The organism is Vreelandella halophila (assembly GCF_019903425.1).
In the GTDB taxonomy this organism is placed as follows: Bacteria; Pseudomonadota; Gammaproteobacteria; order Pseudomonadales; family Oleiphilaceae; genus Halospina; species Halospina halophila.
In genome coordinates this window covers 1,863,183-1,887,556 of record NZ_JACHUZ010000013.1, presented here as the reverse complement: position 1 = coordinate 1,887,556, position 24,374 = coordinate 1,863,183, and the positions used below count along the sequence as shown (strand labels likewise).

Sequence of the window (24,374 nt, the reverse complement as noted above, 5' to 3'; positions counted from 1 at the left end):
AACTATGGCCATGATCGAAATCCGCAACCTGTGGAAGGAATTCGGCGAGGACGTAGTGCTGGAACGGCTCAACGCCAGCATCGAGGCACGCGAGTTCGTCACCGTGGTGGGCGCCTCCGGCTGCGGCAAGACCACCTTCCTGAAGATGCTGCTGGGCACCGAGACACCCACGCGCGGCGAGCTGCTTCTGGATGGCAAGCCGATACCGGAAGAGCCGGACGCCACACGCGGCATCGTCTTCCAGCGCTACTCCGTGATGCCGCACCTGGATGCCACCGGCAACGTCATGCTCGCCGGCGAGCTGGAAGCTAGCCGCTGGCTCGGGCGTGTCTTCGGCGCCCACCGGCGCCGGCTCCGGGATGACGCCATCGCCATGCTGAAAGAGGTGGGCCTGGAACACGCCCTCGACAAGTACCCCCACGAACTCTCCGGCGGCATGCAGCAGCGCCTCGCCCTTGCCCAGGCCCTGATCAAGAAACCCCGGATCCTGCTTCTGGACGAACCCTTCGGGGCCCTGGACCCGGGCATCCGACGGGATATGCACGAGCTGGTCAGCCGCCTGTGGCGCGAGCAGCAGCTTACCGTCTTCATGATCACGCACGACATTGAGGAAGGCTTTGCCCTGGGCACCCGCCTCTGGGTCTTCGACAAGGAGCGCCTGGACCCGCAGGCCCCCGAGGCCTACGGCGCCCGCATCACCTACGACCTCGCCGTGGGCCGCGACGACACCGGCGTGCTGGACGACATCAATGCCGACGTGGATGCCACCGCCCGGACCATCGACACCCAAACCCCGCAACCGACAGGAGAACACTCATGAGTCGACTCCTCTACGACTACACCCTGCCCGGAGGCCACCACTGGTCCTTCCGCATGCGCCGCAACACTGGCCTGCGCCTGACGGACGTGGAAGGCGGCGGCAACCTGGCCCTGCTCATTTTCAACCCGAAAATGCTCATGGAGCGCTACAACGCGCCCGACACCATGAAGGCCCAGGAAATCTTCCGCCTGACCCAGGGCCACTGCCTCTATTCCGACATGGGGCGTTGTATCGCCTCCATCGTCGAGGACGACTTCGGCGGCCACGACTCCGCCTGCGGTACCCTGACCCGGGGCGCCTGCTACGAGCGCTTCGGTCGCTGGTCCTTCCAGGAATACATGAACGAATGGTGCCTCTCCGGCGAGGAAAGCTTCCTTACCGAACTGGCCAAGTACGGGCTCAGTGAGCGCGACCTGCACGCCAACCTCAACCTGTTCAGCCGGGTGGAGACCGACGACGCCGGCAACATGCGCTACGTGGACGGTCACAACCGCCCCGGCGCCAGCGTGACCCTGCGCTTCGACATGGATGCCCTGGTCATCGCCGCGACCAGCCCGCATCCGCTGAACCCGGCAACCGAGTACCCGAAGAAGCCCATCCAGGTGGAATTCCTGAAGACCGACCCGGTCACACCGGATGACGAATGCGTCAATGCCCACGCCACAAGCCGTCGGGCCATGGAAAACACCCGACTCTATTACCTGGACGACCCCGTCCGCCTGACCGATGCAGGAGGTGCCTGATGCTGACCGAAAGCTTCCGCCAGACCCATGATGCCCGCTACAGCCAGCGCATCGGCGCCGGCGACTACTTCATGGGCACCGTCAAGGCGGGCTCGACCGTCCGCATCACCGACGTGGACGGCAACGAAGCCGCCGACACGCTGTTCTACAGCGCCCTGGACCCGGCCGAGCGCTACAGCGCCAATGACACCGTGCGCGAACAGGGCAACGTCTACCTGGGCACTGGCAGCGTGCTGCGCTCCAACCGCAACAACCCGATGCTCGAGATCATCGCCGATACCTGCGGCCGCCACGACACCCTGGGCGGTGCCTGCTCCTCCGAGAGCAACACCGTGCGCTACGCCCATGACCGCCGCTGCATGCATTCATGCCGGGACAACTGGATGAACGCGATCCAGGAAAACGAACACTTCGGGGTCACCAAGCGCGACATCGCGCACAACATCAACTTTTTCATGAACGTACCCATCACGCCGGAAGGCGGACTGAGCTTTGCCGACGGCATTTCGGGCCCGGGCAAGTACGTGGAGATGAAGGCGCTGATGGATGTGATCGTCCTGATCTCCAACTGCCCGCAGCTCAACAACCCCTGCAGTGGCTTTGATCCCACGCCGTTAGAGATTGCTGTCTGGGACAGCTGATTTCGGAAGACTGAGTCCCGGGGACGACCCCAGTGGACCGGTAACAACCAGGCGGGACGACCCGCAAAAGCGAGACCAGGATCATGTTCAACAAGGTACTGATCGCCAACCGCGGCGCCATCGCCCGCCGCATCACCCGCACACTGCGCAACCTCGGCGTCACAAGCGTCGCCGTCTACGCCGAAGCCGACGCGGACTCCCTGCACGTCCGCGAGGCCGACGAAGCCTGGTCCCTGGGCGATGGCTCCGCCACAGAAACCTACCTCAACCAGGACAAGCTCTTCCGCATCATCGAAGACGCCAGCATCGACGCCATCCACCCCGGCTACGGCTTCCTTAGCGAAAACCCCGACTTTGTCGAACGCTGCGAAGCCGCGGGCGTCGCCTTTATCGGCCCGCGCCCGCACCAGATGACCGAATTCGGCCTCAAGCATACCGCCCGCGAAATCGCCGAAAAGGCCGAAGTGCCCCTGCTCCCGGGAACCGGCCTGCTGGACGACAAGGCCAGCGCCCTGAAGGCCGCCGAGGAGATCGGCTACCCGGTCATGCTCAAGAGCTCCGCCGGCGGTGGCGGCATTGGCATGCAGATCTGCCACGACAGCGAGACCCTGGATAAGGCCTGGGACAGCGTACGCCGTCTGAGCGCCAACAACTTCGCCAACGACAGCGTCTTCCTTGAGAAATACATCGAGAACGCCCGGCACATCGAGGTGCAGGTGTTCGGTGACGGCAACGGAAAAGCCGTGGCCCTGGGCGAGCGCGACTGTTCCGCCCAGCGACGCCACCAGAAAGTCCTGGAAGAGGCACCCGCTCCCAACCTGCCTGACGATGTACGAGCCACTCTCCACGAGACCGCCCCGCGCCTGGTCTCGGCGGTCAACTACCGCAATGCCGGCACGGTCGAGTTCATCATGGACCAGGACACCCACCGCTTCTACTTCCTGGAGATGAACACCCGTCTGCAGGTGGAGCATGGTGTAACGGAGCAGGTTTACGGCGTGGATCTGGTCGCGTGGATGGTGAAGCTGGCCGCCGGTGAACTGGGTGACATCGAACAGCTTGCCGCTAACCTGGAACCCACCGGCCACGCCATACAGGCCCGCCTTTACGCGGAAGATCCGAACAAGGACTTCCAGCCCTGTGCCGGGCTGCTGACCCATGTGGAATTCCCGGAAGCGGATGGCGGCCGGCGGCGCATTGACCACTGGATCGAGGCTGGTCTGGAGGTCTCCGCCCTCTACGACCCCATGCTGGCCAAGATGATCGTGCACGAGGAGGCCGACCGGGATCAGGCGTTGGCAGCGCTGCAGGAGACACTGGCGCAGACCATTATCGAGGGTATTGAGACCAACCGGGAGTATGTATCCGCGATCCTCGCGGACGAGGTCTTCGCCCGGGGCCGCATGACCACCCGCTACCTGAACGATTTCACTTATCAGCCGGCCACCATCGACGTGCTGGCCAGCGGCACCATGACCACGGTGCAGGACTACCCCGGCCGGATCGGCTACTGGCCGGTGGGCATTCCACCCTCCGGGCCCATGGACAACCTCAGCTTCCGCCTGGCCAACCGCCTCCTGGGCAATGACGAGGGCGCCGCCGGGCTGGAGCTGACGCTGAACGGCCCCACCCTGCGCTTCAACAGCGCCACCACCATCGCCCTGACCGGCGCGGACCTGAACGCCACCCTGGACGGTGACATCCTGCCATTGAACCGGACTGTGGAGGTGGCTGCAGGCCAGACCCTGAAACTGGGCAAGGTGACCGGCAACGGCGCCCGCGCCTACCTGGCCATCGCCGGGGGCATCCAGTGCCAGCCCCACCTGGGCTCGCGCAGCACCTTTACGCTCGGCCAGTTCGGTGGGCACGGCGGGCGGGCGCTGCGCACCGGCGATGTGCTGCACCTGGACGCCGAGGCGGAAGTTCCGGAAACCAGGGCGCTGCCGGAATCCATGACACCCGGACTCACCACCCAATGGACCCTGCGCTGCACCTACGGGCCCCATGGCGCGCCGGAGTTCTTCACCGAAGCGGACATGGAGACCTTCTTCAGCGCGGACTGGCAGATCCACTACAACTCCAACCGCACCGGCATCCGCCTGGTCGGTCCCAAGCCGGAATGGGCCCGGCGGGATGGCGGTGAGGCGGGTATGCATCCCTCCAACATCCACGACAACGCCTACGCGATCGGCACCGTGGACTTCACCGGCGACATGCCGGTGATCCTGGGCCCGGACGGCCCCTCGCTGGGCGGCTTCGTGTGCCCGGCAACCGTCATCCAGACCGACCTCTGGAAACTGGGCCAGCTCAAGGCCGGCGACACTGTGCGTTTCGAGCCTGTCAGCCTGGAGGATGCCGACCGTCTCACCGAGGCCCGCAACCAGAGCATCGCAGCCCTCGAGGACCAGACTCCGGCGGTCACATCCCAACGCCCGACGACTCCCATCCTCCAGTCACTGAGCGCTGAAGAAGCCGGCGTGGCCGTCACCTACCGGCCCTGTGGCGACCGCTACCTGCTGGTGGAATACGGTCCCATTGAGCTGGACCTGCGCCTGCGCTTCCGTGCCCACGCCCTGATGCTCTGGCTGCAGGAACAGGACCTGACGGGCGTGCTGGAACTGACACCCGGTATCCGCTCTCTGCAGATCCACTTTGATCCGCTGGTCATGGACCGCCAACGCCTCCTGCAGCTGCTGAAGGAAGCGGAAGAGCACCTGCAGAACCAGAAGGAACAGAAGGTGGCCTCGCGCATTGTCTGGCTGCCCCTGTCCTGGGATGACGAGGCCTGCCACGAGGCCATCCGCAAGTACATGCAGTCGGTGCGCAGCGACGCGCCCTGGTGCCCCAGCAACCTGGAGTTCATCCGGCGCATTAACGGCCTCGACAGCATCGATGACGTGAAGCAGATCCTGTTCTCTGCCAGCTACGTGGTCATGGGCCTTGGTGACGTCTATCTGGGCGCGCCGGTAGCCACCCCTTATGACCCCCGCCAGCGCCTCGTGACCACCAAGTACAACCCGGCCCGCACCTGGACGGCGGAGAACTCCGTCGGCATCGGCGGCTCCTACCTGTGCGTCTACGGCATGGAAGGCCCCGGCGGTTACCAGTTCGTGGGCCGCACCCTGCAGGTCTGGAACCGTTACCGGCGCACGCGCCACTTCACGGAACCGCACCTGCTGCGCTTCTTCGACCAGATCCGCTTCTACGAGGTCAGTTCGGAAGAGCTGCAGCAGATCCGCCGGGATCACCCCAAGGGCGACTTTCCGCTGCAGATCGAAGAAACCACCTTCGATCTGGACGAGTACCAGCAGTTCCTGGAGGCCAACGCCGAGAGCATCCGGACCTTCACCGAATCCCGCAATCAGGCCTTCGAGGAGGAACTGGAACGCTGGGTCGCCAGCGGCGCCATCAACTACGAATCCCAGCAGGACCTGGGCGAGCACGAGGCGGATGAGCTGCCCGAGGGCACACCGGTGGAGTCACCGACCGCCGGCAATATCTGGCAGCTCCTGGTCAGCGAGGGGGACGCCGTGAAAGAAAATCAGGTCGTGGCGATCCTCGAATCCATGAAAATGGAGATCGAAGTGACAGCACCCGAGGCCGGCACAATCACCCATATTGCCCGCCAGGAGGGACAGCAGATTGATGCCGGCCAGGCGGTGATGGTACTGGCGCATTGAACACAACGGGACTTCGCCCTGGCTGATCAACTGTAGGCGCTGCGTGACCGGATTAGCCTGTTACGGGACAGTTGATCTGAATGCCTACTGATTAGCGGCGGCGGACTGGCTCACGCGGGCGATGGTACTCAGCGTTTCCATGCCGCCGCCACTGCGCACACCCCGAACCGGCGCGGCATCCTGGTAATCGAGGCCGATGGCCAGCTTGATGTGACTTTCAGGGGCATTCAGTGTGTTCACAACATCAAAGGTCTGCCAGTTACTCCCCAGGTAGGCCTCCGCCCATGCATGGGTTTCCAGATGCTGGTCATCGCTGGAGTGGATGTAACCGCTGACGTAACGAACCGGGACCCCCAGGAAACGGCAGCAGGCCAGGAAAATGTGGGTGTGATCCTGGCACACGCCCTCCTTCTGGCTGAACGCTTCCGAAGCCGTGTGGGTTACTGTCGTTGCGCCGGACCTGTAGGTTACCTCCTCGCGCAGGTGCGTCATGAGGCGCATCAAACCACGCTTGTTGGCCGAATAGCGGCCTGCGAAGTCCTTGAGGGCCTCATCCGGCTGGGTCAGCTGTGTGTTGCGCAGAAACACCTGCGGAGGAAACGGCGAATCGTTACGCGCCAGAGGGCGCGCTGTGAGCTCGACCAGGCCCTGCGCCGACAGGATGATTTCCGAAACCGGCTCGTCCAGGGTCATAACGGTCACCTGATTGCCGAATCCATCCGTCATCTGGCTGGTCTCACCCGGCATTTCCAGTGACCATTCAAGCACCTTCTGCTGCGTCGTGTTCCGGGGCCGCAGACGGATGTATTGGATGGTGCTGGTCACCGGCGTCTGGTAGCGGTAGATCGTCTTATGGCGAACATGCAGTTTCATGATCGCTGCCACCCCATATAATCCGTCTCGATCCGATCGGCAATCCCCTGGATACGGACAATGAAGTCCTCCAGATAGGGCCCCAGACCGCGATGCTTGATGTAGTCCCGGTCGCCATACTTCACATTCGCGTAAAGGCTGGTCGCCAGTCGTTTCGCCCCCCGGCCACGATCCCCCTCGATCTGCTCAAGCAGACCGGCGATCTCCTTGAGGCAGGCATGCAGTGAACGCGGCACGTCCTCGTTCAAGATCAGAAGCTCCGCTACGTTCATGGCATCCGGCGTGTAGCCGTAAATGGTCTGATACGCTTCGAAGGCAGCCAGTGACTGCAGAAGCGCATTCCACTCGAAGAAGGGCCGAGAGGCCTCCTCGCTGTCAGACTGGCTCGCCAGCCAGTAGCGAATATCCAGAACCCTGGCGGTCGTATCCGCGCGCTCAACGAAGGTCCCGAGTCGCAGAAACCGGAACGCATCATTGCGCAGCAGGGTGCCGTAGGCGGCGCCGCGGAAGACATGGGAACGCGCCCGTATCCAGTCAAATGCCTGACCTGCCGAGGATTCGGTAACCCCGTTGGTGCGCATCTCCTTGAGCTCAAGCCAGGTCAGGTTGATGCTCTCCCAGACATCAGCGGAGAGATTACCCCGGACCTGGAGCGCATTATCGCGGGCGTTGCAGATGATACTGTACACGCTGCCCGAGTGCCGGCTGTCAAGTAGCAGGAACTCAATCAGTGAGTGTGGCGTCAGTTCGTTGTGAAGACTCGAGTAGGTGTCCCGGCTTCCAGTGACGAGCAGCGGGACAGACAGCTGCTCCTGACGATCTTCCGGCACATCGATAAGCCCCATGGTCAGGCTGACGTCCAGAAGCCGCACCAGGCTCTCGGCCCGCTCCAAGTAGCGAGCCATCCAGAACAGACTCAGAGCAGCGCGACTCAGCATGAGGGGGATTCCAAGACCCAGGTGTCCTTGGTCCCCCCGCCCTGGGAAGAATTTACCACCAGCGAGCCTTCACGCAATGCCACACGGGTCAATCCGCCGGGGACCATCTGCACTTTCTTGCCAGAGAGCACAAAGGGTCGGAGGTCGAGGTGGCGAGGCGCAATACCGTTGCCCACGAACGTAGGGCTGGACGAAAGGCTGAGCGTCGGCTGCGCAATGTAGTGCTCCGGCCTTGCCTTGAGTGCCGCCCGGAAGTTGTCCAGTTCGGCGCGACTGGCCGAGGGGCCGATCAGCATGCCGTAGCCGCCCGCGCCCTGGGCTTCCTTGACCACTAGTTGTTCAAGGTTATCGAGTACATACTTGAGATCCTGCTCAAGCCGACACTGCCAGGTCGGTACATTGCGCAAGACTGGTTCCTCGCCCAGGTAAAAGCGGATCATCTCGGGCACGAAGGGATAGATGGACTTGTCATCGGCAACCCCGTTACCCATGGCGTTGGCCAGGACGACATTGCCACAGCGGTACGCGGCGTAAAGGCCGGGTACACCAAGCATCGACTCGGGATTCCCGGCCAGCGGATCAATGAACTCATCGTCCACGCGCCGATAGATTACATCCACTGCCCTGGGTCCGGCTGTCGTCTTCATGAAGACCCGATTCTCCCGGACAAACAGGTCGGCGCCCTCGACCAGCTCAATGCCCATCTGCCTGGCCAGGAAGGCATGCTCGAAATAGGCGCTATTGAATCGGCCAGGAGTCAGAAGAACTACCGTGGGGTTGGTCTGAAGCGATGCCGCCTTGAGGGTTTCTCCCAGCAGCGAGGGATAGTGATCCACGGGGGCCACCGGCATACGGGCAAACAGCTCCGGAAACAGCCGCATCATCATACGGCGGTTTTCCAGCATATAGGAGACGCCGCTGGGGCAGCGCAGGTTATCCTCCAGTACATAGAATTCGCCATCGTTATGGCGGATCAGGTCAATGCCAGCGATGTGAGCGTAGATGTTGCGCGGCACCTTGAGATTCTGCATCCCCGGCTGGTATTGGGGGTTGGCAAAAACCTGTTCTGCCGGAATAACCCCAGCACGTATGATCTCGTAGCCGTGGTAGATGTCATGCAGGAAGCGGTTCAGTGCATTGACTCGCTGTCGCAGCCCCACCTGAAGACGTTGCCAATCCGCAGCGGACAGCACACGGGGAATCAGGTCAAAAGGGATGAGCCGATCGATGCCCTCGTCTTCGCCATAGACATTGAACGTGACCCCCAGCCGCCGGAACAGAACATCCGCTTCCCTGCGTTTCTCGGCGAGCAGAGCCTCGTCGGCCTGCTCAAGCCATTGCTCCAGTCCCCTGCAATGGGGTCGGGCACGATGCTCTTTATCAAAAATCTCGTCATAAAGCGTAGGTGGGGCTTTTTCAATACGCACTGGGTGGACCCCCTTCCCGAGCGTACAATTTTCTGATCCAACACTGATGGCTGGGCGATGGCACTACTCTGGCCGTTGAAGCAATTCCCGGGCCATCGTCGGAAAACGTCGATCCAGGGAGCAGCATCCCCGGGTACCCTCCCAAGGATGCCATTTTTCCGGGCACAAGCAGCGTAAATGATCCATTGTGGAGCGACTGCTGAACTGGTCCCCTTTTATCCTTTCTGAACAGAATTCATGGTAATTATGGAGCTACTTTGGGTGGATCACTGGACCATATGATCGGAGTCGTTAAACCAACCGTTTTCGCCCCTCGCTTGCGGGAGTCCGAAGAACACCAGGTCATTTAGTGCCGGCGGCAACGCCCGGTAGATACTCAATCGCGTCATGAACGATCTCCAGGTGACGGTGACACTCGGTACGACTGCTGGCACCGCCCAGACAGATCCGCAGCGCCTCCGGGGCCGGGCCGCGCATGGTAAAGGTATCGGAAACCACCGCTGCTACACCGCAGGACCGCAGCCGATTGCCGAGCTCAACCCGGGTCCAGGGCGCGGGCACCTGGAGCCACAGATGGAAGCCCTCGGGCTGCGCTCGATAATCCATCCCTTTCAGCACTTCCCCGGCCAGCATCTGTCGGGCTCGGGACTCCTCCCTAATGGCCCGGGTCATAGCACGTACTGTTCCATCCTCGATCCAGCGTGTGGCGAGCCAGATCATGGCCGGGTTCGCCATGACCACCAGTCCCGAGAGGGTTGAGTTGAGGCGTGCTGTATAGCGGACGTTGGGAAGAACCAGGAAGCCGATACGCATCCCTGGGCCCAGTACCTTGGCGAGCCCCGCCACGTAGAACGTCAGCTGCGGCGCCATGGTAGCAATCGGTGCCGGACGCTCTTCGGGCAGGCACCCATAGGGATCATCCTCGATGATCGGGATGCCATAGCGCTGGGCGACCTCGGCAATCGCCCGGCGCCGCTCCATAGGCATGGTGACCGTCGTCGGATTGTTCAGCGTGGGGTTGATGTAAAGCGCCTTCGGAGGATCCGAGGCGCAGAGCGCGGCAAATGCCTCCGGATCCATGCCTTCGGTGTCTGTCGGCAGGCCCACCAGGCGCACCCCCAGATGTGCCGCGATTCCCTTGATGCCGGGATAGGTGACAGCTTCACAGGCAATGCTGTCACCAGAGCGGGCCAGCGCTGCGAACAACCCCAACAATGCACCGTGTGCGCCCGGACAGATCAGCACATTGGCCGGATCCACGCCCGTCAGTCGATTGGACAGCCAGCTCGCCGCCGCCTCACGATCCGCCATGGTTCCACCGAATTCCTGATAACGGAGCAACCCATACAGATCCTCTTCCCGGGCCAGGCTGGCAAACCCCGACCGTAACCGGTTGATCAGATCAGGATCATGGGGTTCCGGCGGCATGTTCATGGACATATCAATGACACCGATGGGGCTGCTGCGTTTCACCGGCGTGGACGCGACTTCCCCTCTGACATAACTGCCACTGCCGGGGCGGCCACGGATCAGGCCCCGCTCCGCAGCTTCCGCATAGCCACGAGCCGCCGTGGTGAAATTGATTCCCAGGGCCCTCGCCACTGTCCTCAGGGCGGGAAGTTTCTGTTCCGAGCGCAGGTGGCCCGTTTGTATGTCCTCATCGATCGCATCAGCGATCGCATGATAGGTGGGCCGTTCACTGCGGCGAATTCGGTTCGCCCACCGGCTGAGATCATTACTCATCCCTGTGCTCCACTCTGGTTCAACGCTGACAACTCCTGCTCCCAAGGAGTGCAGTCCGCCTCGTACCCATTTACTGAAGGACACTGACCCGGATATCTGCACAAAATTCTTTGTTTCCGGCGCAGCCTATACTTACATCAATTGATGGGTCAATGATCGCATATCGATCGCAATGATTGGCACGGGGCTTGAATCCCTCTGGATGAAGCCGGCCGGCGCCATGCCATCCGGACTTCCCATTAAGCCATGACCGCTATCAGGAGTATCCATCATGCCCGAAGTCAGTGCTCCCAATTACCAGAAGGGTGATTTCTACGTCGACTACGAAGAGAAAGTCTTCGAGGACGTCCAGGCCGAACCCGGCGAAAAAGCCCTGGTCACCTTTCACACGGTGGCTTTTGAAGGCTCCATTGGCCTCGTGAACCTGCTGCAGGCCAAGCGCCTCCAGCGCAAGGGCTTCGAGACCAGCATCCTGCTTTACGGCCCCGGCGTCACCCTCGGAGTGCAGCGTGGCTTTCCCACCATCGGTGACGAGGCTTTCCCCGGGCACCAGAACTACGAGGAACAGCTCAAGTCCTTCATGTCCGAAGGGGGCAAGGTCTATGCCTGCCGGTTTGCGCTGCAGGCCCTCTACGGCCACGGGGAACCGGCACTGGTCGAGGGCATCCGTCCCATCAACCCCCTGGATGTGCTCGATCTCCAGCTGATTCACCGTAACGAAAACGCCTACGTCGTCCACACCTGGACCATGTAGACGCAAAGGAGCAAGACGATGGCCGAACCGCAGACCGTGCGCGTCGCCGCCGTCCAGCTGCAGCCGGTGCTCGATTCACCGGACGGGACTGTGGAGCGCGTGCTTGAGGAAATTGCCGAGGCGGCCCGGGACGGGGTGGAACTGATCGTGTTCCCTGAAACCGCGATCCCGTACTACCCCTACTGGTCCTTCGTAATGCCACCCATGGCCATGGGTCCGGCACACCTGGCCCTCTACGAGCACGCGCCCACGGTCCCGGGCCCCGTGACCGACGCCGTGGCGGGCGCCGCCCGCAAACACGGCATGGTGGTTGTGCTCGGGGTGAACGAGCGCGACCACGGCACCCTCTACAACTGCCAGCTTGTCTTCGATGCCGATGGGCGCATCGCGCTCAAGCGCCGCAAGATCACCCCGACCTACCACGAACGCATGGTCTGGGGTCAGGGTGATGGCAGCGGGCTTCACGCAGTGGACACAACCGTCGGGCGTGTTGGGGCACTGGCCTGCTGGGAACACTACAATCCGCTCGCCCGCTATGCCCTGATGGCGGATCACGAGCAGATCCACTGCAGCCAGTTTCCGGGGTCGCTCGTCGGCCCCATCTTCGCCGAACAACAGGAAGTGACCCTGCGCCACCACGCCCTTGAGAGCGGATGCTTCGTAGTTAATGCCACGGCCTGGCTGGACGCGGACCAGATCGCCAGCGTCACCGAGGACGCCAAACTCCAGAAAGGCATTTCCGGTGGCTGTTACACCGCCATCATCCAGCCCGACGGCTCTCATGCCACCGAGCCACTGCGCGATGGACCCGGCCGGGTAACGGCAACGATCAACCTGGACCTGATCACCAAGCGCAAGCGCATGATGGACTCCGTTGGCCACTACGCACGCCCCGAGCTGCTGCAGCTCTGGATGAACGACTGCTGCCAGGACACCGTGACCCGTGGAGTAACCGGGGCGTCACACCACCATCCGATTCCGGAGGAAACACGCCATGAGCAATCCGAACCAGAAGCTCCTGACGGAACTACAGTCACAGGGCCTGCGCCTGGTTGAAACGGAAACCGGGGCGCCCAGCCGCCGTGGTGGTGCCGGCCCATCGGACCACAAGGCGGTAACGGTGGACGGCCAGACCGTGATGGTTCCCATACACACGGAGCTGGCCCGGGAATCCCCCTTTGCCACCGACGGAGACGGTAACCTGACGCGCGGCGGCGAATCCCTCAAGACCATTGAGTTCGCCCACGAACCGCTCTTCTACCAGCGACAGACTGAGGACGGTATTCCCTACTGGAAAATCGCCCAGCTCCATGGGAGTGATGTCCTGGCTACGACGGTTCTACAGACCTGCGTGCGTTACAACCAGCGCAGCACGTCCTGTCAGTTCTGCGCCATTGGCCAGTCCCTCGAAGAGGGCCGCACCATCAAGCGCAAGTCCCCGGAGCAGCTGGCGGAAGTGGCCAGGGCAGCGGTGGACCTGGACGGCGTTCAACACATGGTGATGACGACCGGCACACCCAACTTCACTGACAGGGGCGCGAGCGTACTCTGCGAGAGCGCCTTTGCAGTGCGATCCGCCGTGGACATTCCCATCCAGGCCCAATGCGAGCCCCCGGATGACCCCGCCTGGTTCCGCCGCCTTAAGGCCGCAGGCGTCGACTCGCTGGGCATGCATCTGGAAGCCGTTACACCCGAGGTCCGCGAACGCATCATGCCGGGCAAGGCCCAAGTCACCCCGGAGCAGTACCTCGAGGCGTTCCAGGAAGCCGTGGCGGTGTTCGGGCGCGGCCAGGTCAGCACCTACATCCTCGCGGGCCTGGGCGACAGCCGGGAGGCGATACTCGAGATGAGTGAAAAGCTGATCGAACTCGGGGTCTACCCCTTCGTGGTGCCCTTCGTCCCGATAACGGGCACACCGCTTGAAGACCATCCGTCACCGGACCCGACCTTCATGCACGAGCTGCTGCAGCCCCTGGGCCGGATGCTCTCCGAGGCAGGTCTCCATTCCAGCGAGATCAAGGCCGGCTGCGGCCGGTGTGGGGCCTGTTCATCCCTGTCCGCCTATGAAGAGGAGTCGATCAGCGATGTTACCTGATACCCCCGACAACACGGTGGTTCCCTTCCGCCCCGGCGCCTATACCGTCAGGCTGGCCCACCAGCACTGGGAGCGCGACCAGGCGAAGGCCCTGAGACACCAGGTTTTCTGTGTCGAGCAGGGCCTGTTCAACAAATCCGACAGGGATGAAGTCGACCGCCACGCCCAGCCAATCGTAGCCCTTTCCTGGTACTCCGGTATGGCGGACCAGGTCGTGGGGACGGTCAGAATCCACGAGGCCAGCCCCGGTCTCTGGTACGGCTCACGACTGGCTGTGGCCGACGGCTTCCGCCGCATGGCCTGCCTTGGCACCGAACTCATCCGGCTTGCGGTGGGTACGGCCCATGCGCGGGGCTGCACTCGCTTTCTGGCCCAGGTCCAGCAGCGCAATGTGCCACTATTCGAGTCCCTGCACTGGCAGGCACTTGAAACCATCGATGTACGCGGTCGGCCCCACGCCCTTATGGAAGCCGATCTGGCCCAGTACCCGCCCTGCGTGGCAAGCGAGCTGGGCATTGTCACCACCAGCCACCGGGTCGCCTGATGCTTGATGCGCTGGTTGAGGCCGTACATGCCAGCCCTGGCATCGCAGGGAAGGCCGACATCGCGCCGGTGATGGAGCGGCTGGCCCCGCATGGCGCCGAATCCGGTGCTATCCGACTCGGTGATGACTGCGCGGCGATTCCGGATGGCGACGGCTGGTTGCTGTTCGCGATGGAAGGCTTCCTGAACACCCTGGTTGCGGAAGAGCCCCATTTCGCTGGCTACTGCGGGGTTCTTGTCAACATCAGCGATATCGCTGCCATGGGCGGTCGCCCAACCGCCGTGGCCGACGCCATCTGGAGCCGGGACCAGGAACACATGACGCCCATTATCGAGGGCATGATGGAGGCCTCCAGGGTCTACAACCTGCCCGTCGTGGGCGGCCACAGCAGCACGGCCAGTGACGGGGAACAGCTGGCAGTGGCCATCATCGGCCGGGCCCGCCAACTGCTGACCAGCTTTGATGCTGCCCCCGGCGACCGGTTGCTCGCCGCCATCGACCTGCGGGGCCACTACCACGAACCCTGGCCCAACTGGGATGCCAGCTCAGGCCAGGACCCGCAACGCCTGCGTCAGGATCTCGCCCTGCTGCCGGAGATCGCGGAAGCCGGCCTGTGCCGTGCGGCAAAGGACATCAGCATGGCCGGATTGATCGGTACCGCCCTGATGCTTTTCGAAAGCTCAGGCGTTGGCGCCACCCTCTACATCGACGATATCCCGATGCCGGAATCCACGGACCCCATACGCTGGCTCGTACACACCTTCCCGAGCTACGGCTTTCTTCTCGCCGTGGCCCCGGAACATGAGGAAGCCGTGATCGAACGTTTCGCTGAAAGGGACATTGCGTGTGCGCGTATCGGCACCTGTGACGCCACCCGAACCGTGCGGCTTCGAAACAACGAGGGTGAGCGTGGGATCTGGGACTTCCACCAGACACCTCTTACGGGGTGTCCAACCGTTACCCCCGAACAAGGAGCCTAACCATGCCCCAGGTCTGGTTTCACGTCCGCTGGCCCGATAACCACGTGACCCGGTGTTACTCGCCATCGACGGCCATCCGGGATTACCTGGCGCCGCACACTGATTACCCCGTTACCGATTTTCTGGAACGCAGCCGACAGGCGCTGACGCAGGCCGGTGAGCGTGTTCGCCAGAAATACGGCTATGCCTGTAGCAGTGCGGCGGACCAGCTCGAAACACTGGAAATCACCGCCCAACCCTTTCTTGATCAGACGGATGCCATAATCCGTGTGGAGGAGTTTGAATCATGACTCGGCAGACGCCCTTTGCCCCCGTAAGTGACCAGATCCACTGGCCCGTCATCGTGATCGGCGGCGGCCAGGCCGGCCTATCCGCCAGCTACTGGCTCCAGCAGCACAGCATCCGGCACCTGGTGCTGGAAAAACACTCGGTGGGCCACGCCTGGCGCAACAACCGCTGGGACTCTTTCTGCCTGGTAACGCCGAACTGGCAGTGCCGGCTCCCGGGCTTTCCCTATGACGGCAATGACCCGAACGGCTTCATGCCCCGCGATGCCATCGTTGATTACATCGAACGCTATGCCGCCTTCGTCAAACCGCCCCTGCTTCAGGGTGTGACGGTTGAGACCCTGCAACAGCAAGACTCCGGAGGCTACGAGCTGGTAACCACCGAGGGAAGGTTTACCGCAGACCAGGTGGTCATGGCGGTCAACGGCTATCACGTCCCCAACTGGCCAAGGCTCAGCGAACGCCTGCCAACGTCCATTGAGCAGTTGCATTCATCCGACTACAAGTCCCCCGAAGCTCTGCCCGCCGGCGAGGTCCTGGTCATCGGCACAGGCCAGTCGGGGTGCCAGATCGCGGAGGACCTTCACCTGGCCAGACGCCGCGTTCACCTCTGTGTAGGCCGGGCACCCCGGGCGCCGCGCTGGTACCGGGGCCGTGATTCCGTGGATTGGCTGGAACGCATGGGTACCTACGACGTGAGCGTGGAGGAACACCCGGAACCGGCCTGGGATCTACGCCACAAGGCCAACCACTACATGACCGGCCGTGACGGCGGACGCGAGATCGACCTGCGCCGGTTCGCCCTGGAGGGCATGCAGCTCTACGGACGGGTTGCCAACATCCGCAACGGAACCCACCTGATCTTCGGGCAGGACCTCAAACAGAACCTGGACGCGGCGGATGACACCTACTGCCGGATCCGCGAGAGCATTGACCGCTACATCGAAAAGAACGACATCCAGGCGCCCTCGGAGCCCGAATACCGCCCCGTTTGGGAGCCGGAACGCGAACCCAGGGAACTGGACCTGAAAGCCACCGGCATCACCACCGTTATCTGGGCCACCGGTTTTCACAGCGATTTCAGCTGGGTCCATCTCCCGGTTTTCGACGGCGCCGGGGAACCCGTGCACCAGCGTGGCGTTACGCCAACGCCGGGCGCCTACTTTCTTGGTCTACCCTGGCTGCACACCTGGGGGTCAGGGCGTTTTGCCTCGGTTGGCGACGACGCACGCCACATCGTGGAGGTTATTGCCAACCGTGCAGAGGCTGCCACAGAGGTATCATCTTCCGAGCAGGAGGCCATTCGGGCTTAATCGCCCGAGACACCAGCAACGCTGCCCCTTACTGGCTTTCGAGCCACCGGAGCAGCCGGCCCCGCTCCTCCTTGCTCATATCCGTCTGGTTTCCAAGTGGCATATACCCGGAGCTGATCGCCGTCAGGGATCGGCTCCGGTGGTTGAGCAGGTCAGTCTCCGATTCGAAAACCAGGCCCGCTGGTGGCGCCTGGAACCCTCCCATGGTGGGCTCTCTCGCATGACACCCCGAACAGTGCTCGGCGACCATGGCCCTTGCAGAATCACGACTGACCAGCGAGGCGGCCATACCATCATTCGTTTCGGCGACGCCTGGTCCATGCTCCGCAAAAGCGGTCAGGAGCGCGACACATACCAGTGCCAGCCCGGCTCCAATCAGAACGCCAGGTCGGCTTTGCCCCTGGTGTCGAAGGTTGAAGAAATGCCGAATCCAGGCCAGCAGAGCACCGACAACCACTAACAAGAACCACGCATACTCACCGCCGTAAAGGAAGGGATAGTGATTGCTCAGCATCGCGAATACGACGGGGAGTGTCAGGTAATTGTTATGCGTCGAACGCAGTTTGGCGAAGCGCGCCCGCTCCGGATCAGGCTCCCGTCCCGCACCGACATCCGCGACAAAAGCCTTCTGTGCGGGAATAATGCCCCAAAAGACGTTGCCCGCCATCCAGGTACCGATCAGGGCCCCCATGTGAATGTAGGCAGCACGCGCCGAGAAAAGCTGGAAAACCAGCCAGCTCGCCAGGCTCAGCGTTACCAGTAGCGCCACTGCCAGGGTGCCTGCCCTCCGGCCAAGCGCACTGCGAACGAGGATCTCGTAGACCAACTGGCCTGCTGCGAGAAAACAGATGCTGCCGCCAATGGCGGCCGCTGGCGATTGGAGCCAGGTACCGTTGCCAACCAGATAGGACTGGGCCTGGACGTAATAGAGCAGCACGAGCAGCCCGGACCCTGTCAGCCAGGTCGTATAGGCTTCCCATTTGAACCAGTGGAGGGTCTCGGGCATGCGGGGCGGAGCGAGTCGGTACTTGCTGATCTCATAGATACCCCCACCATGGATCGACCAAAGATCCCCCTTAACCCCCCGGTCCCGTTTATTGCGGGGCGGTTCCTCCAGGCTCAGGTCAAGCCAGATGAAGTAGAACGAAGCCCCGATCCAGGCAATGGCAGCTACTACGTGAAAAAGTCGGAATCCTGCATTCAGCCACTCCAGCATCATCCCCTGCATCAGGCACTCTCCCGTTCCAGTGGGTCGCGCTGGAAGACAGGCACTCCCTGAACATAGGTCGCGGCAATATTGCGTTCGTCTCCGAGCATCATCAGTGCAAAAAGGACTTCGTCGAGACTCCGGGCCCTGTCCTGGCGCTGTTTCTGGACCTGCGAGACACCAGGATCGACCAGGATGAAGTCAGCCTCCTTCCCCGATTCGAAGTTGCCAATACGATCATCCAGCTCGAGGGTTCGGGCATTGCCGAGCGTGGCCATGTAAAGACCAATCAGTGGGTGCAATGGCTGACCCTGGAGCTGAAGCACCTTGTACGCCTCGGCCAGCGTCTCCAGAAGGGAAAAACTGGTTCCTCCACCGACGTCAGTGGCTACCCCCACCCCAATACCCGCTTCTTCCGTTGCAGCGAGATCGAAAAGGCCACTTCCGAGGAAAAGATTGGATGTGGGACAGAAGGCAATCCGGGATCCAGTCTCCCCCAAACGCCCACGCTCCCGCTCGCTGAGGTGGATCCCGTGCCCGAAAACGCTCCTCGGGCCCAGTAACCCGTAGCTATCGTAGACATCCAGATAGTCCCGGGCTTCCGGAAACAGCGACCCAACCCAGTCAACCTCGCCTCTGTTCTCGGACAGATGCGTCTGGAGATAGACCCCCTCGTATTCACGCAGCAGCCGGCCGGCAGCGGCCAGCTGTTCGCGCGAGCTGGTTGGTGCAAACCGGGGTGTAACGGCGTAATCCAGACGCCCCCTTCCGTGCCAGCGCTCAATCAGGCTGCGCGTATCCGCGACCCCGCTGGCCACGGTGTCGCGCAGCCCCTCTGGCGCGTTGCGGTCCATCATCACCTTGCCCGCGATCATCCTGAGATTGCGTTCAAGAGCGGCTTCGAAGAAAGCCTCCGTGGACTGCGGGAATATGGTCGTATAGACCATGGCCGTTGTGGTACCGCTCTCCAGGAGGAGGTCCAGGAATTCACTAGCCCGGATCCGTCCATGCTCAGGGTCCCGGAACGCCTGTTCAGCGGGGAAGGTGTAATGGTTGAGCCAGTCGATGAGTTGTTCCCCATAGGAAGCAATCACCCCCGTCTGCGGATAATGGATATGCGGGTCAATCAGACCCGGCATCAGCAGCTTGTCGGGGTGATACTCACACTGCTCAAGCGCCAGGCCCTGCCGACTGAGATCAGCAGCGCTTCCAAGGGTTTCGACATGCCCATCACGCACCACCAGCACCCCATCAGGGAAGTACTCATAGCCACCGCCCGACACGGGATCCGGCCTTGCCGTAAAGTGCAGTATTGGTGCCCGGAAGGCCCTGAACGAAGTGCCCATCTGTTGATGCCCCATGAAGCTCAACTTCCCCTGTAGGTGGAATAGCCGAACGCATTCATCAGCAGTGGCACGTGATAGTGCTCATTCGGACGCTCAATCCGGAATGCAATCGGTATGCGGGAATAGAAACTGTCTTCGCCACGTGCCTTGAACCAGTCACCCACCTCGAACACCAGCTGGTATTCACCGGGTACCAGTTCGAAATCGGTGCCCCACTCACCCACCCGGCCATCAGGATTCGTGGTGGCCTGAGACAGAACCCCACCATCGGGGCCGTAGAGCACAACATTGACACAAGCCGCCGGACGTCCGGTGCCCAGATTGAGAACATGGGTGCTGATGGAGGCTTTACTCGTCATGGCCTTCTCCTGTGTCCGACAGAGCGCGCTGAAGGCGCAACTGATTGATGGCGCCCTGCTCCCGGGCTCCATTGATGATTTCGGTACCCGTGGGGTTATCAATCCGAGCCTTCAGGGCGGCCAGCATCTCGTCTGCCGACTTGCCGGTAGCGCAGATAATGAAGATGAAACCGTGGCGCTGTTCGTACAGCAGGTTGAGTTCGTGCAACTGCTCAAGCGTTGCCTCACTGGTCTCCAAAACCTGACCCTGTTCACGGCCTGTTGCGCCGGAGAACTTTTCCCGCAACGCTTCCATATCCCCAATACGGGCATGCCCGGAAAACGCTTCCAGAATCTCGGCCCGCGAAGACTGAGCCCAAAGCTCATCGGCCATGTTCAAAAGAACTGGGATACTGGCAAAGGGCCGGGAGAGGACCATGCGCGTAGCCCACCGTTGGCAGTGACAGCACCCATGAAACACATCGAATGCTGCCCTCTGTGAAAGTGCGTTGAGTTCATTCAGCGTCATCCCAGTTGTTCTCCATTCAGCACCGACTTGATCTCACGCCAGGTCGTGGATGCGCCGGTTGGGCGTCCATGATCCTGGTAGTAAAGCGACTGCAGCTGTGCGGCGATGGAAACCGCTACTTCCATGGGGTATTTGCCCTCAACACCCTCCAGACCAATGGGGCACTGGATACGACGTATCGCCTCGTCACTGAACCCTTCACGCGACAATCGAGCATGGAACCGCTCAGCCTTGGTCCGCGAGCCGATCAGCCCCGTGAATGACCATCGATAGTCAGTAAGCAACCGACAGCAAAGGGAAAAATCCAGGCCGTGATCATGGGTCAACACAATGACCCAAGTGTTATCAGGGAGGGTATCCAGTGCGCTCACGGGATTGTCGTCGATGGCCATGCGGGCATTGGGAGGCATCGATTCAGGCGCTAGTTCAGGGCGGGAGTCCACTACGGTAACCTGACAGGGGAGACCAGCCAGGATGCCCAACAATGCCTGCCCCACATGCCCGGCCCCGAATACAGCCACCTGCCAGTCCCGGGCAGGAATGCACTCAAGCATGACCGTCAGATTGCCACCGCAGCACTGCGCCGCCTGGGCTCCCAACGGAAAGGGCTCCAGACGCTGACAGCCCTGACCCGCCGCCAGCAGTTCCCTGGCTCTCTGCGTCACCAGCAACTCGAATCGACCCCCTCCGATGGTGTCGTAGGTCTGATCGGCAGTGATCACCATCTTGCTTCCGCCATCACGGGGGGTCGATCCCTGCGTATTGACCACGGTTGCGATCACACATGCATGGCCTGCGTGCATGCACTGGGTTATGGCCTGATGCCAGGATGTGACATTCATCCGTGTCCCCCTGAGTCCCCTTCCCGATTGAAGGTCTCGCACTCCCTCAAGGCCCAGTAAACACGCTCCGGTGTGGCAGGTGTATCAAGTCTGGGGCTGAAACGATAACGGGTGGTGGCGGCACAGGCGTCTCTCAGAGCCGCCCAGACCGAGATGGCCAGCATGAGCGGCGGCTCGCCAACTGCCTTGGACAGGTAGATGGTCTCCTCGTTGTTCGGCCGGTCGTAGAGGGAAACCCTGAAATCCGCCGGTACGTCGCCGGCAGTCGGTATCTTGTAGTTGGACGGGCTGTTGGAGATGACGCAGCCCTGCTTGTCCCAGAGGAGCTCCTCTGTGGTCAGCCACCCCATACCCTGGACGAATCCTCCTTCGATCTGGCCAATATCAATGGCCGGATTCAGGGAATCCCCCACATCGTGCAGGATATCCACTCTTTCCACCCGATACTCACCGGTCGCGGTGTCCACCGTTACCTCGGAAACCGCAGCGCCATTGGCGTAGTAGAAAAAGGGCCTGCCCTTGCCCTCCTCGCGGTTATAGTGGATCTTGGGGGTCCGGTAGAAGCCGGTCGCGAACAGCGGGACCCTATGGGTATAGGCAAGCTCGGCAAACTCGCCCAGTGTCCACTCCCGTTCCCCGATTACGACAAGCCCTCGCTCAAACCGCACAGCCTCAGGCTCAACCCTGAATTCCGAAGCCGCAAATTCACAGAGCGCTTCCCTGACCCGTTGGCAGGCATCCCGAGCCGCCATGCCATTGAGATCGCTTCCCGAGGACGCCGCCGTGGCCGAGGTATTGGGAATCTTGTCGGTCCGGGTCGAGGTCACCATCACCTGGTCTCGGGAAACCCCGAACTCGGAGGCGACCACCTGCTGGACCTTGGTGAACAGGCCCTGCCCCATCTCCGTGCCACCGTGATTGATCATCAGGCTGCCGTCGGTGTAAAGCTGCAGCAGAGCGCCCGCCTGATTAAGGTGTTTGACCGTGAATGAAATCCCAAACTTCACAGGCGTCAGAGCCAGCCCCTTCTTCAGATAGCGATGTTTCTGGTTGAACGCCCCGATCCCCGCCCGGCGACCGCGGTAGTCCGAGTCCGCTTCAAGCCGCTCCACCAGTTCCGGCAACACGTGCTGCTCTACCGTCTGGCCGTAAGGGGTTTCATCCCGTCCGGGCGAATAAAGGTTCCGTTTCCGGACATCCAGCGGATCCTGGCCGATGGCGCGCGCAATGTCCTCGATTACGGTTTCAATCGCCATCATGCCCTGGGGTCCGCCGAACCCACGGAAGGCGGTGTTCGAGACCGTATGGGTACGACATCGCAGCCCCTCGATTCGCGCTGTGTTGAGGAAATAGGCGTTGTCCGCGTGAAACATGGCACGGTCCACGATTCCCTGGGAAAGATCCGCGGAATAGCCGCATTTGCCGGCGAGCATCAGGTCCAGCCCATGGATGACCCCCTGGTCATCGAACCCCACGCTCCAGCGGTTCAGGAAATCATGACGCTTACCGGTCTGGACCATGTCATCGCGGCGAGGCATCCGGTAACGCACCGACCGCCCGAGCCGATGGGCGAACAGGGCCGTCATGCAGGCAATCGGTCCTGCCTGGGTTTCCTTGCCGCCGAAACCGCCTCCCATACGCCGGACCTCCGCGACAACCCGGTTAAAAGGGATATCGAGGACCTCCGCGACCAAATGCTGGATCTCGGTCGGATGCTGGGTGGAAGCGATCACGTGAATCCCCCCATCCTCGGTCGGCTCCGCCTGACCAACCTGCCCCTCAAGATAGAAATGCTCCTGGCCACGGACATAGAGCTCCCCGTTAAGACGCTGGGGAGCCGCCGAGATCACAGTGGAAACGTCGCCCATACGCATCTCATGGGGTGGAAGTACGTGCGCATCGGCCGCCAGCGCGTCCTCGATTGATAGCTGCGCCTGCAGCGGCTCGTAGCCAATCCGGGCTTCGGCCACCGCGCGCTGCGCCACCTCCATACTCACCGCGGCGACCGCGAATACGGGCTGCCCAACGAACTCAACCACCTCTCCAGCCAGCAGGGGATCACCGTCGAATACGGGTGCGACATCCACCTTTCCCGGAATATCCGCCTGGGTGACAACATCAAGCACGCCGGGGTAGCGACGCACATCCTCAAGGTCCAGGTGCGTGATCCGGGCGTGCGGGTAGGGTGATTGGCCCGTAGCGATGTGAGCCATTCCCGGCATCACCGGCAGATCATCGATGTAGCGGGCACTGCCACAGACGTGTTTGCGCGCCGACTCGTGGGGGGAGGCTTTGCCAGCCGCCCTTTCCGGTTGCTCAGCCATGATGATGCAGCTCCTCTTCGGGTTCCTCGCCGCTGGCAAATGCTTTGAGCCCACGACAGGCGCGGCCCAACAGGCTGGCAGCCATCGCTTGCCGATAGTCGGCGGAAGCCCGCACATCCCCGATGGGAGAGAACGTTTCATTCAACGCCGCACAGGCCCGCTCTATCGTGAGGTCGTCCAATGCCGGGATCGCTGTTCCTCCATAATTGATCACCTGCTCGCATCGCCAGGCCCTTGCGGGCACCGCGGCCATACCCCCGTAAGCCACGCGCAGCCCGGTCTCGGCATCCCACAGAAAAGCCCCCATGACGGTCGTGATGTCATCCTCGTAACGCTTTGAAAGCTTGTGTAGGCGAAGCCACTGGCCGGGCCGTGGCCGATCGATCCGGACCAGGGCGATGTACTCACCTGGCTGCAGTGTTGTCTGCTTGTAGTCCTGATAGAATTCGTACAGAGGTTCAGTTCGGCTGTTTCCCCTGGCATCCCGGATCACCAGCTCGGCATCCATCACCAGCAGAAACGGGGGCATATCGGCAATCGGGGAGGCATTGCCGATATTCCCGCCGATGGTCCCGCGATTACGGATCTGTCGGGACCCCAGACGCTCAAGCATTCGGACCAGTTCCGGGGCAATGTCCGCAAATGCAGTCTCCATTTCCGTATAGGTGACAGCGGCGCCAATATCGATGTGCTCCGGCCCGAGCTCGATCCTCCGCAACGCCTCGACCCGGTTGAGATCAATAAGCTTGGGTAAGCGCCTGAAAAGCTGGGTGTGCTCAAGCATCAGGTCGGTTCCCCCTGCCACCAGCCGGGCCTCGGGGTTAGCCGACAGAAGGCCCTGGAGTTCGGCTTCTGTCCCCGGCTGCCAGAACGAACACGGCTCGTTTGGGGCTTCCATGCTGCCCGATAACGGTGCACCACTCACCGGCTCTGTTCCATTCCTGGTCAAA

At 62.0% G+C, this 24,374-nt stretch carries 22 protein-coding genes; 11 read left to right on the top strand and 11 right to left on the bottom strand.

Translation table 11 applies throughout. From position 1 onward, the window contains the following. Nucleotides 1-4 precede the first annotated feature (4 nt). From H4I92_RS13095 to uca, 4 genes are all read left to right on the top strand, one after another. On the top strand, nt 5-820 hold the full coding sequence (locus H4I92_RS13095; protein ID WP_077531012.1) for an ABC transporter ATP-binding protein: 816 nt from the start codon (nt 5-7) through the stop codon (nt 818-820). Then, nucleotides 817-1,563 carry an urea amidolyase associated protein UAAP1 gene (locus H4I92_RS13090; protein ID WP_077531011.1) on the top strand — a complete coding sequence of 249 codons (747 nt, stop codon included), beginning with the start codon at nt 817-819 and terminating at the stop codon, nt 1,561-1,563. Before H4I92_RS13095 ends, H4I92_RS13090 begins: the two co-directional genes overlap by 4 nt. After that, nucleotides 1,563-2,204, top strand: coding sequence for an urea amidolyase associated protein UAAP2 (locus tag H4I92_RS13085; protein WP_077531010.1), 642 nt, complete (start codon nt 1,563-1,565; stop codon nt 2,202-2,204). Before H4I92_RS13090 ends, H4I92_RS13085 begins: the two co-directional genes overlap by 1 nt. Before the next feature lie 83 nt (nt 2,205-2,287). Then, complete coding sequence (gene uca / locus H4I92_RS13080; RefSeq protein ID WP_077531009.1) at nt 2,288-5,884, top strand: urea carboxylase; 3,597 nt, start codon at nt 2,288-2,290, stop codon at nt 5,882-5,884. An 84-nt stretch (nt 5,885-5,968) separates the two neighbouring features. Here the strand turns inward: uca and H4I92_RS13075 are convergent, their stop codons facing one another. From H4I92_RS13075 to H4I92_RS13060, 4 genes are all read right to left on the bottom strand, one after another. Further along, the gene (locus H4I92_RS13075) at nt 5,969-6,757 is read right to left on the bottom strand and encodes a transglutaminase family protein (protein ID WP_077531008.1); all 789 of its coding nucleotides are present in this window, start codon (nt 6,755-6,757) and stop codon (nt 5,969-5,971) included. Then, a complete protein-coding gene (locus H4I92_RS13070; RefSeq protein ID WP_223073628.1) occupies nt 6,754-7,662 on the bottom strand; it encodes an alpha-E domain-containing protein in 909 nt (302 codons plus the stop codon). The genes H4I92_RS13075 and H4I92_RS13070 overlap by 4 nt, the downstream gene beginning before the upstream one ends. A gap of 26 nt (nt 7,663-7,688) precedes the next feature. After that, nucleotides 7,689-9,122: a circularly permuted type 2 ATP-grasp protein gene (locus tag H4I92_RS13065; RefSeq protein ID WP_218668216.1), complete on the bottom strand. Its 1,434-nt coding sequence runs from the start codon at nt 9,120-9,122 to the stop codon at nt 7,689-7,691. Nucleotides 9,123-9,464: 342 nt separating this feature from the next. After that, the gene (locus tag H4I92_RS13060; protein WP_077531006.1) at nt 9,465-10,865 is read right to left on the bottom strand and encodes an aminotransferase-like domain-containing protein; all 1,401 of its coding nucleotides are present in this window, start codon (nt 10,863-10,865) and stop codon (nt 9,465-9,467) included. A gap of 271 nt (nt 10,866-11,136) precedes the next feature. On the opposite strand from H4I92_RS13060, the gene H4I92_RS13055 reads away from it, so the two are divergent. Genes H4I92_RS13055 through H4I92_RS13025 form a run of 7 tightly spaced genes read left to right on the top strand, consistent with a single transcriptional unit; the run spans nt 11,137 to nt 16,838 of the window. After that, on the top strand, nt 11,137-11,619 hold the full coding sequence (locus tag H4I92_RS13055; RefSeq protein WP_077531005.1) for an MSMEG_0572/Sll0783 family nitrogen starvation response protein: 483 nt from the start codon (nt 11,137-11,139) through the stop codon (nt 11,617-11,619). Between the two features lie 18 nt (nt 11,620-11,637). Continuing rightward, the gene (locus H4I92_RS13050) at nt 11,638-12,675 is read left to right on the top strand and encodes a Nit6803 family nitrilase (protein ID WP_077531004.1); all 1,038 of its coding nucleotides are present in this window, start codon (nt 11,638-11,640) and stop codon (nt 12,673-12,675) included. Next, nucleotides 12,614-13,714, top strand: coding sequence for an MSMEG_0568 family radical SAM protein (locus H4I92_RS13045; protein ID WP_179105708.1), 1,101 nt, complete (start codon nt 12,614-12,616; stop codon nt 13,712-13,714). Before H4I92_RS13050 ends, H4I92_RS13045 begins: the two co-directional genes overlap by 62 nt. Next, on the top strand, nt 13,704-14,258 hold the full coding sequence (locus tag H4I92_RS13040) for an MSMEG_0567/Sll0786 family nitrogen starvation N-acetyltransferase (protein ID WP_077531003.1): 555 nt from the start codon (nt 13,704-13,706) through the stop codon (nt 14,256-14,258). Before H4I92_RS13045 ends, H4I92_RS13040 begins: the two co-directional genes overlap by 11 nt. Further along, nucleotides 14,258-15,238 carry a sll0787 family AIR synthase-like protein gene (locus H4I92_RS13035; protein WP_077531002.1) on the top strand — a complete coding sequence of 327 codons (981 nt, stop codon included), beginning with the start codon at nt 14,258-14,260 and terminating at the stop codon, nt 15,236-15,238. The genes H4I92_RS13040 and H4I92_RS13035 overlap by 1 nt, the downstream gene beginning before the upstream one ends. Before the next feature lie 2 nt (nt 15,239-15,240). After that, the gene (locus H4I92_RS13030) at nt 15,241-15,528 is read left to right on the top strand and encodes an MSMEG_0570 family nitrogen starvation response protein (protein WP_077531001.1); all 288 of its coding nucleotides are present in this window, start codon (nt 15,241-15,243) and stop codon (nt 15,526-15,528) included. Beyond that, entirely contained in the window at nt 15,525-16,838 is a 1,314-nt protein-coding gene (locus H4I92_RS13025; RefSeq protein ID WP_077531000.1) for an MSMEG_0569 family flavin-dependent oxidoreductase, read from the top strand. The genes H4I92_RS13030 and H4I92_RS13025 overlap by 4 nt, the downstream gene beginning before the upstream one ends. Nucleotides 16,839-16,866: 28 nt before the next feature. On the opposite strand, the gene H4I92_RS13020 is transcribed toward H4I92_RS13025, so the two are convergent. The 7 genes from H4I92_RS13020 to H4I92_RS16940 are packed head-to-tail and all read right to left on the bottom strand — an operon-like array spanning nt 16,867 to nt 24,322. After that, a complete protein-coding gene (locus H4I92_RS13020) occupies nt 16,867-18,066 on the bottom strand; it encodes a urate hydroxylase PuuD (RefSeq protein ID WP_077530999.1) in 1,200 nt (399 codons plus the stop codon). Further along, nucleotides 18,066-19,406, bottom strand: coding sequence for a guanine deaminase (gene guaD, locus H4I92_RS13015; protein ID WP_245800911.1), 1,341 nt, complete (start codon nt 19,404-19,406; stop codon nt 18,066-18,068). Before guaD ends, H4I92_RS13020 begins: the two co-directional genes overlap by 1 nt. A 5-nt stretch (nt 19,407-19,411) precedes the next feature. Continuing rightward, a complete protein-coding gene (gene uraH, locus H4I92_RS13010; RefSeq protein WP_077530997.1) occupies nt 19,412-19,750 on the bottom strand; it encodes a hydroxyisourate hydrolase in 339 nt (112 codons plus the stop codon). After that, the gene (gene uraD, locus H4I92_RS13005) at nt 19,740-20,258 is read right to left on the bottom strand and encodes a 2-oxo-4-hydroxy-4-carboxy-5-ureidoimidazoline decarboxylase (protein ID WP_077530996.1); all 519 of its coding nucleotides are present in this window, start codon (nt 20,256-20,258) and stop codon (nt 19,740-19,742) included. Before uraD ends, uraH begins: the two co-directional genes overlap by 11 nt. Continuing rightward, on the bottom strand, nt 20,255-21,100 hold the full coding sequence (gene xdhC / locus H4I92_RS13000) for a xanthine dehydrogenase accessory protein XdhC (protein WP_077530995.1): 846 nt from the start codon (nt 21,098-21,100) through the stop codon (nt 20,255-20,257). Before xdhC ends, uraD begins: the two co-directional genes overlap by 4 nt. Then, nucleotides 21,097-23,424: a xanthine dehydrogenase molybdopterin binding subunit gene (gene xdhB / locus H4I92_RS12995; RefSeq protein ID WP_077530994.1), complete on the bottom strand. Its 2,328-nt coding sequence runs from the start codon at nt 23,422-23,424 to the stop codon at nt 21,097-21,099. Before xdhB ends, xdhC begins: the two co-directional genes overlap by 4 nt. After that, nucleotides 23,417-24,322, bottom strand: coding sequence for an FAD binding domain-containing protein (locus H4I92_RS16940; protein ID WP_245800909.1), 906 nt, complete (start codon nt 24,320-24,322; stop codon nt 23,417-23,419). Before H4I92_RS16940 ends, xdhB begins: the two co-directional genes overlap by 8 nt. Nucleotides 24,323-24,374: the final 52 nt, after the last annotated feature.

What these genes read in the sequence shown, in the direction of transcription:
- H4I92_RS13095 (WP_077531012.1), top strand. Translation starts at nt 5, where the DNA reads ATGGCCATGATCGAAATCCGCAACCTGTGGAAGGAATTCGGCGAGGAC.
- H4I92_RS13090 (WP_077531011.1), top strand. Translation starts at nt 817, where the DNA reads ATGAGTCGACTCCTCTACGACTACACCCTGCCCGGAGGCCACCACTGG.
- H4I92_RS13085 (WP_077531010.1), top strand. Translation starts at nt 1,563, where the DNA reads ATGCTGACCGAAAGCTTCCGCCAGACCCATGATGCCCGCTACAGCCAG.
- uca (WP_077531009.1), top strand. Translation starts at nt 2,288, where the DNA reads ATGTTCAACAAGGTACTGATCGCCAACCGCGGCGCCATCGCCCGCCGC.
- H4I92_RS13075 (WP_077531008.1), bottom strand. Translation starts at nt 6,757, where the DNA reads ATGAAACTGCATGTTCGCCATAAGACGATCTACCGCTACCAGACGCCG.
- H4I92_RS13070 (WP_223073628.1), bottom strand. Translation starts at nt 7,662, where the DNA reads ATGGCTCGCTACTTGGAGCGGGCCGAGAGCCTGGTGCGGCTTCTGGAC.
- H4I92_RS13060 (WP_077531006.1), bottom strand. Translation starts at nt 10,865, where the DNA reads ATGAGTAATGATCTCAGCCGGTGGGCGAACCGAATTCGCCGCAGTGAA.
- H4I92_RS13055 (WP_077531005.1), top strand. Translation starts at nt 11,137, where the DNA reads ATGCCCGAAGTCAGTGCTCCCAATTACCAGAAGGGTGATTTCTACGTC.
- H4I92_RS13050 (WP_077531004.1), top strand. Translation starts at nt 11,638, where the DNA reads ATGGCCGAACCGCAGACCGTGCGCGTCGCCGCCGTCCAGCTGCAGCCG.
- H4I92_RS13045 (WP_179105708.1), top strand. Translation starts at nt 12,614, where the DNA reads ATGAGCAATCCGAACCAGAAGCTCCTGACGGAACTACAGTCACAGGGC.
- H4I92_RS13040 (WP_077531003.1), top strand. Translation starts at nt 13,704, where the DNA reads ATGTTACCTGATACCCCCGACAACACGGTGGTTCCCTTCCGCCCCGGC.
- H4I92_RS13035 (WP_077531002.1), top strand. Translation starts at nt 14,258, where the DNA reads ATGCTTGATGCGCTGGTTGAGGCCGTACATGCCAGCCCTGGCATCGCA.
- H4I92_RS13030 (WP_077531001.1), top strand. Translation starts at nt 15,241, where the DNA reads ATGCCCCAGGTCTGGTTTCACGTCCGCTGGCCCGATAACCACGTGACC.
- H4I92_RS13025 (WP_077531000.1), top strand. Translation starts at nt 15,525, where the DNA reads ATGACTCGGCAGACGCCCTTTGCCCCCGTAAGTGACCAGATCCACTGG.
- H4I92_RS13020 (WP_077530999.1), bottom strand. Translation starts at nt 18,066, where the DNA reads ATGCAGGGGATGATGCTGGAGTGGCTGAATGCAGGATTCCGACTTTTT.
- guaD (WP_245800911.1), bottom strand. Translation starts at nt 19,406, where the DNA reads ATGGGGCATCAACAGATGGGCACTTCGTTCAGGGCCTTCCGGGCACCA.
- uraH (WP_077530997.1), bottom strand. Translation starts at nt 19,750, where the DNA reads ATGACGAGTAAAGCCTCCATCAGCACCCATGTTCTCAATCTGGGCACC.
- uraD (WP_077530996.1), bottom strand. Translation starts at nt 20,258, where the DNA reads ATGACGCTGAATGAACTCAACGCACTTTCACAGAGGGCAGCATTCGAT.
- xdhC (WP_077530995.1), bottom strand. Translation starts at nt 21,100, where the DNA reads ATGAATGTCACATCCTGGCATCAGGCCATAACCCAGTGCATGCACGCA.
- xdhB (WP_077530994.1), bottom strand. Translation starts at nt 23,424, where the DNA reads ATGGCTGAGCAACCGGAAAGGGCGGCTGGCAAAGCCTCCCCCCACGAG.
- H4I92_RS16940 (WP_245800909.1), bottom strand. Translation starts at nt 24,322, where the DNA reads ATGGAAGCCCCAAACGAGCCGTGTTCGTTCTGGCAGCCGGGGACAGAA.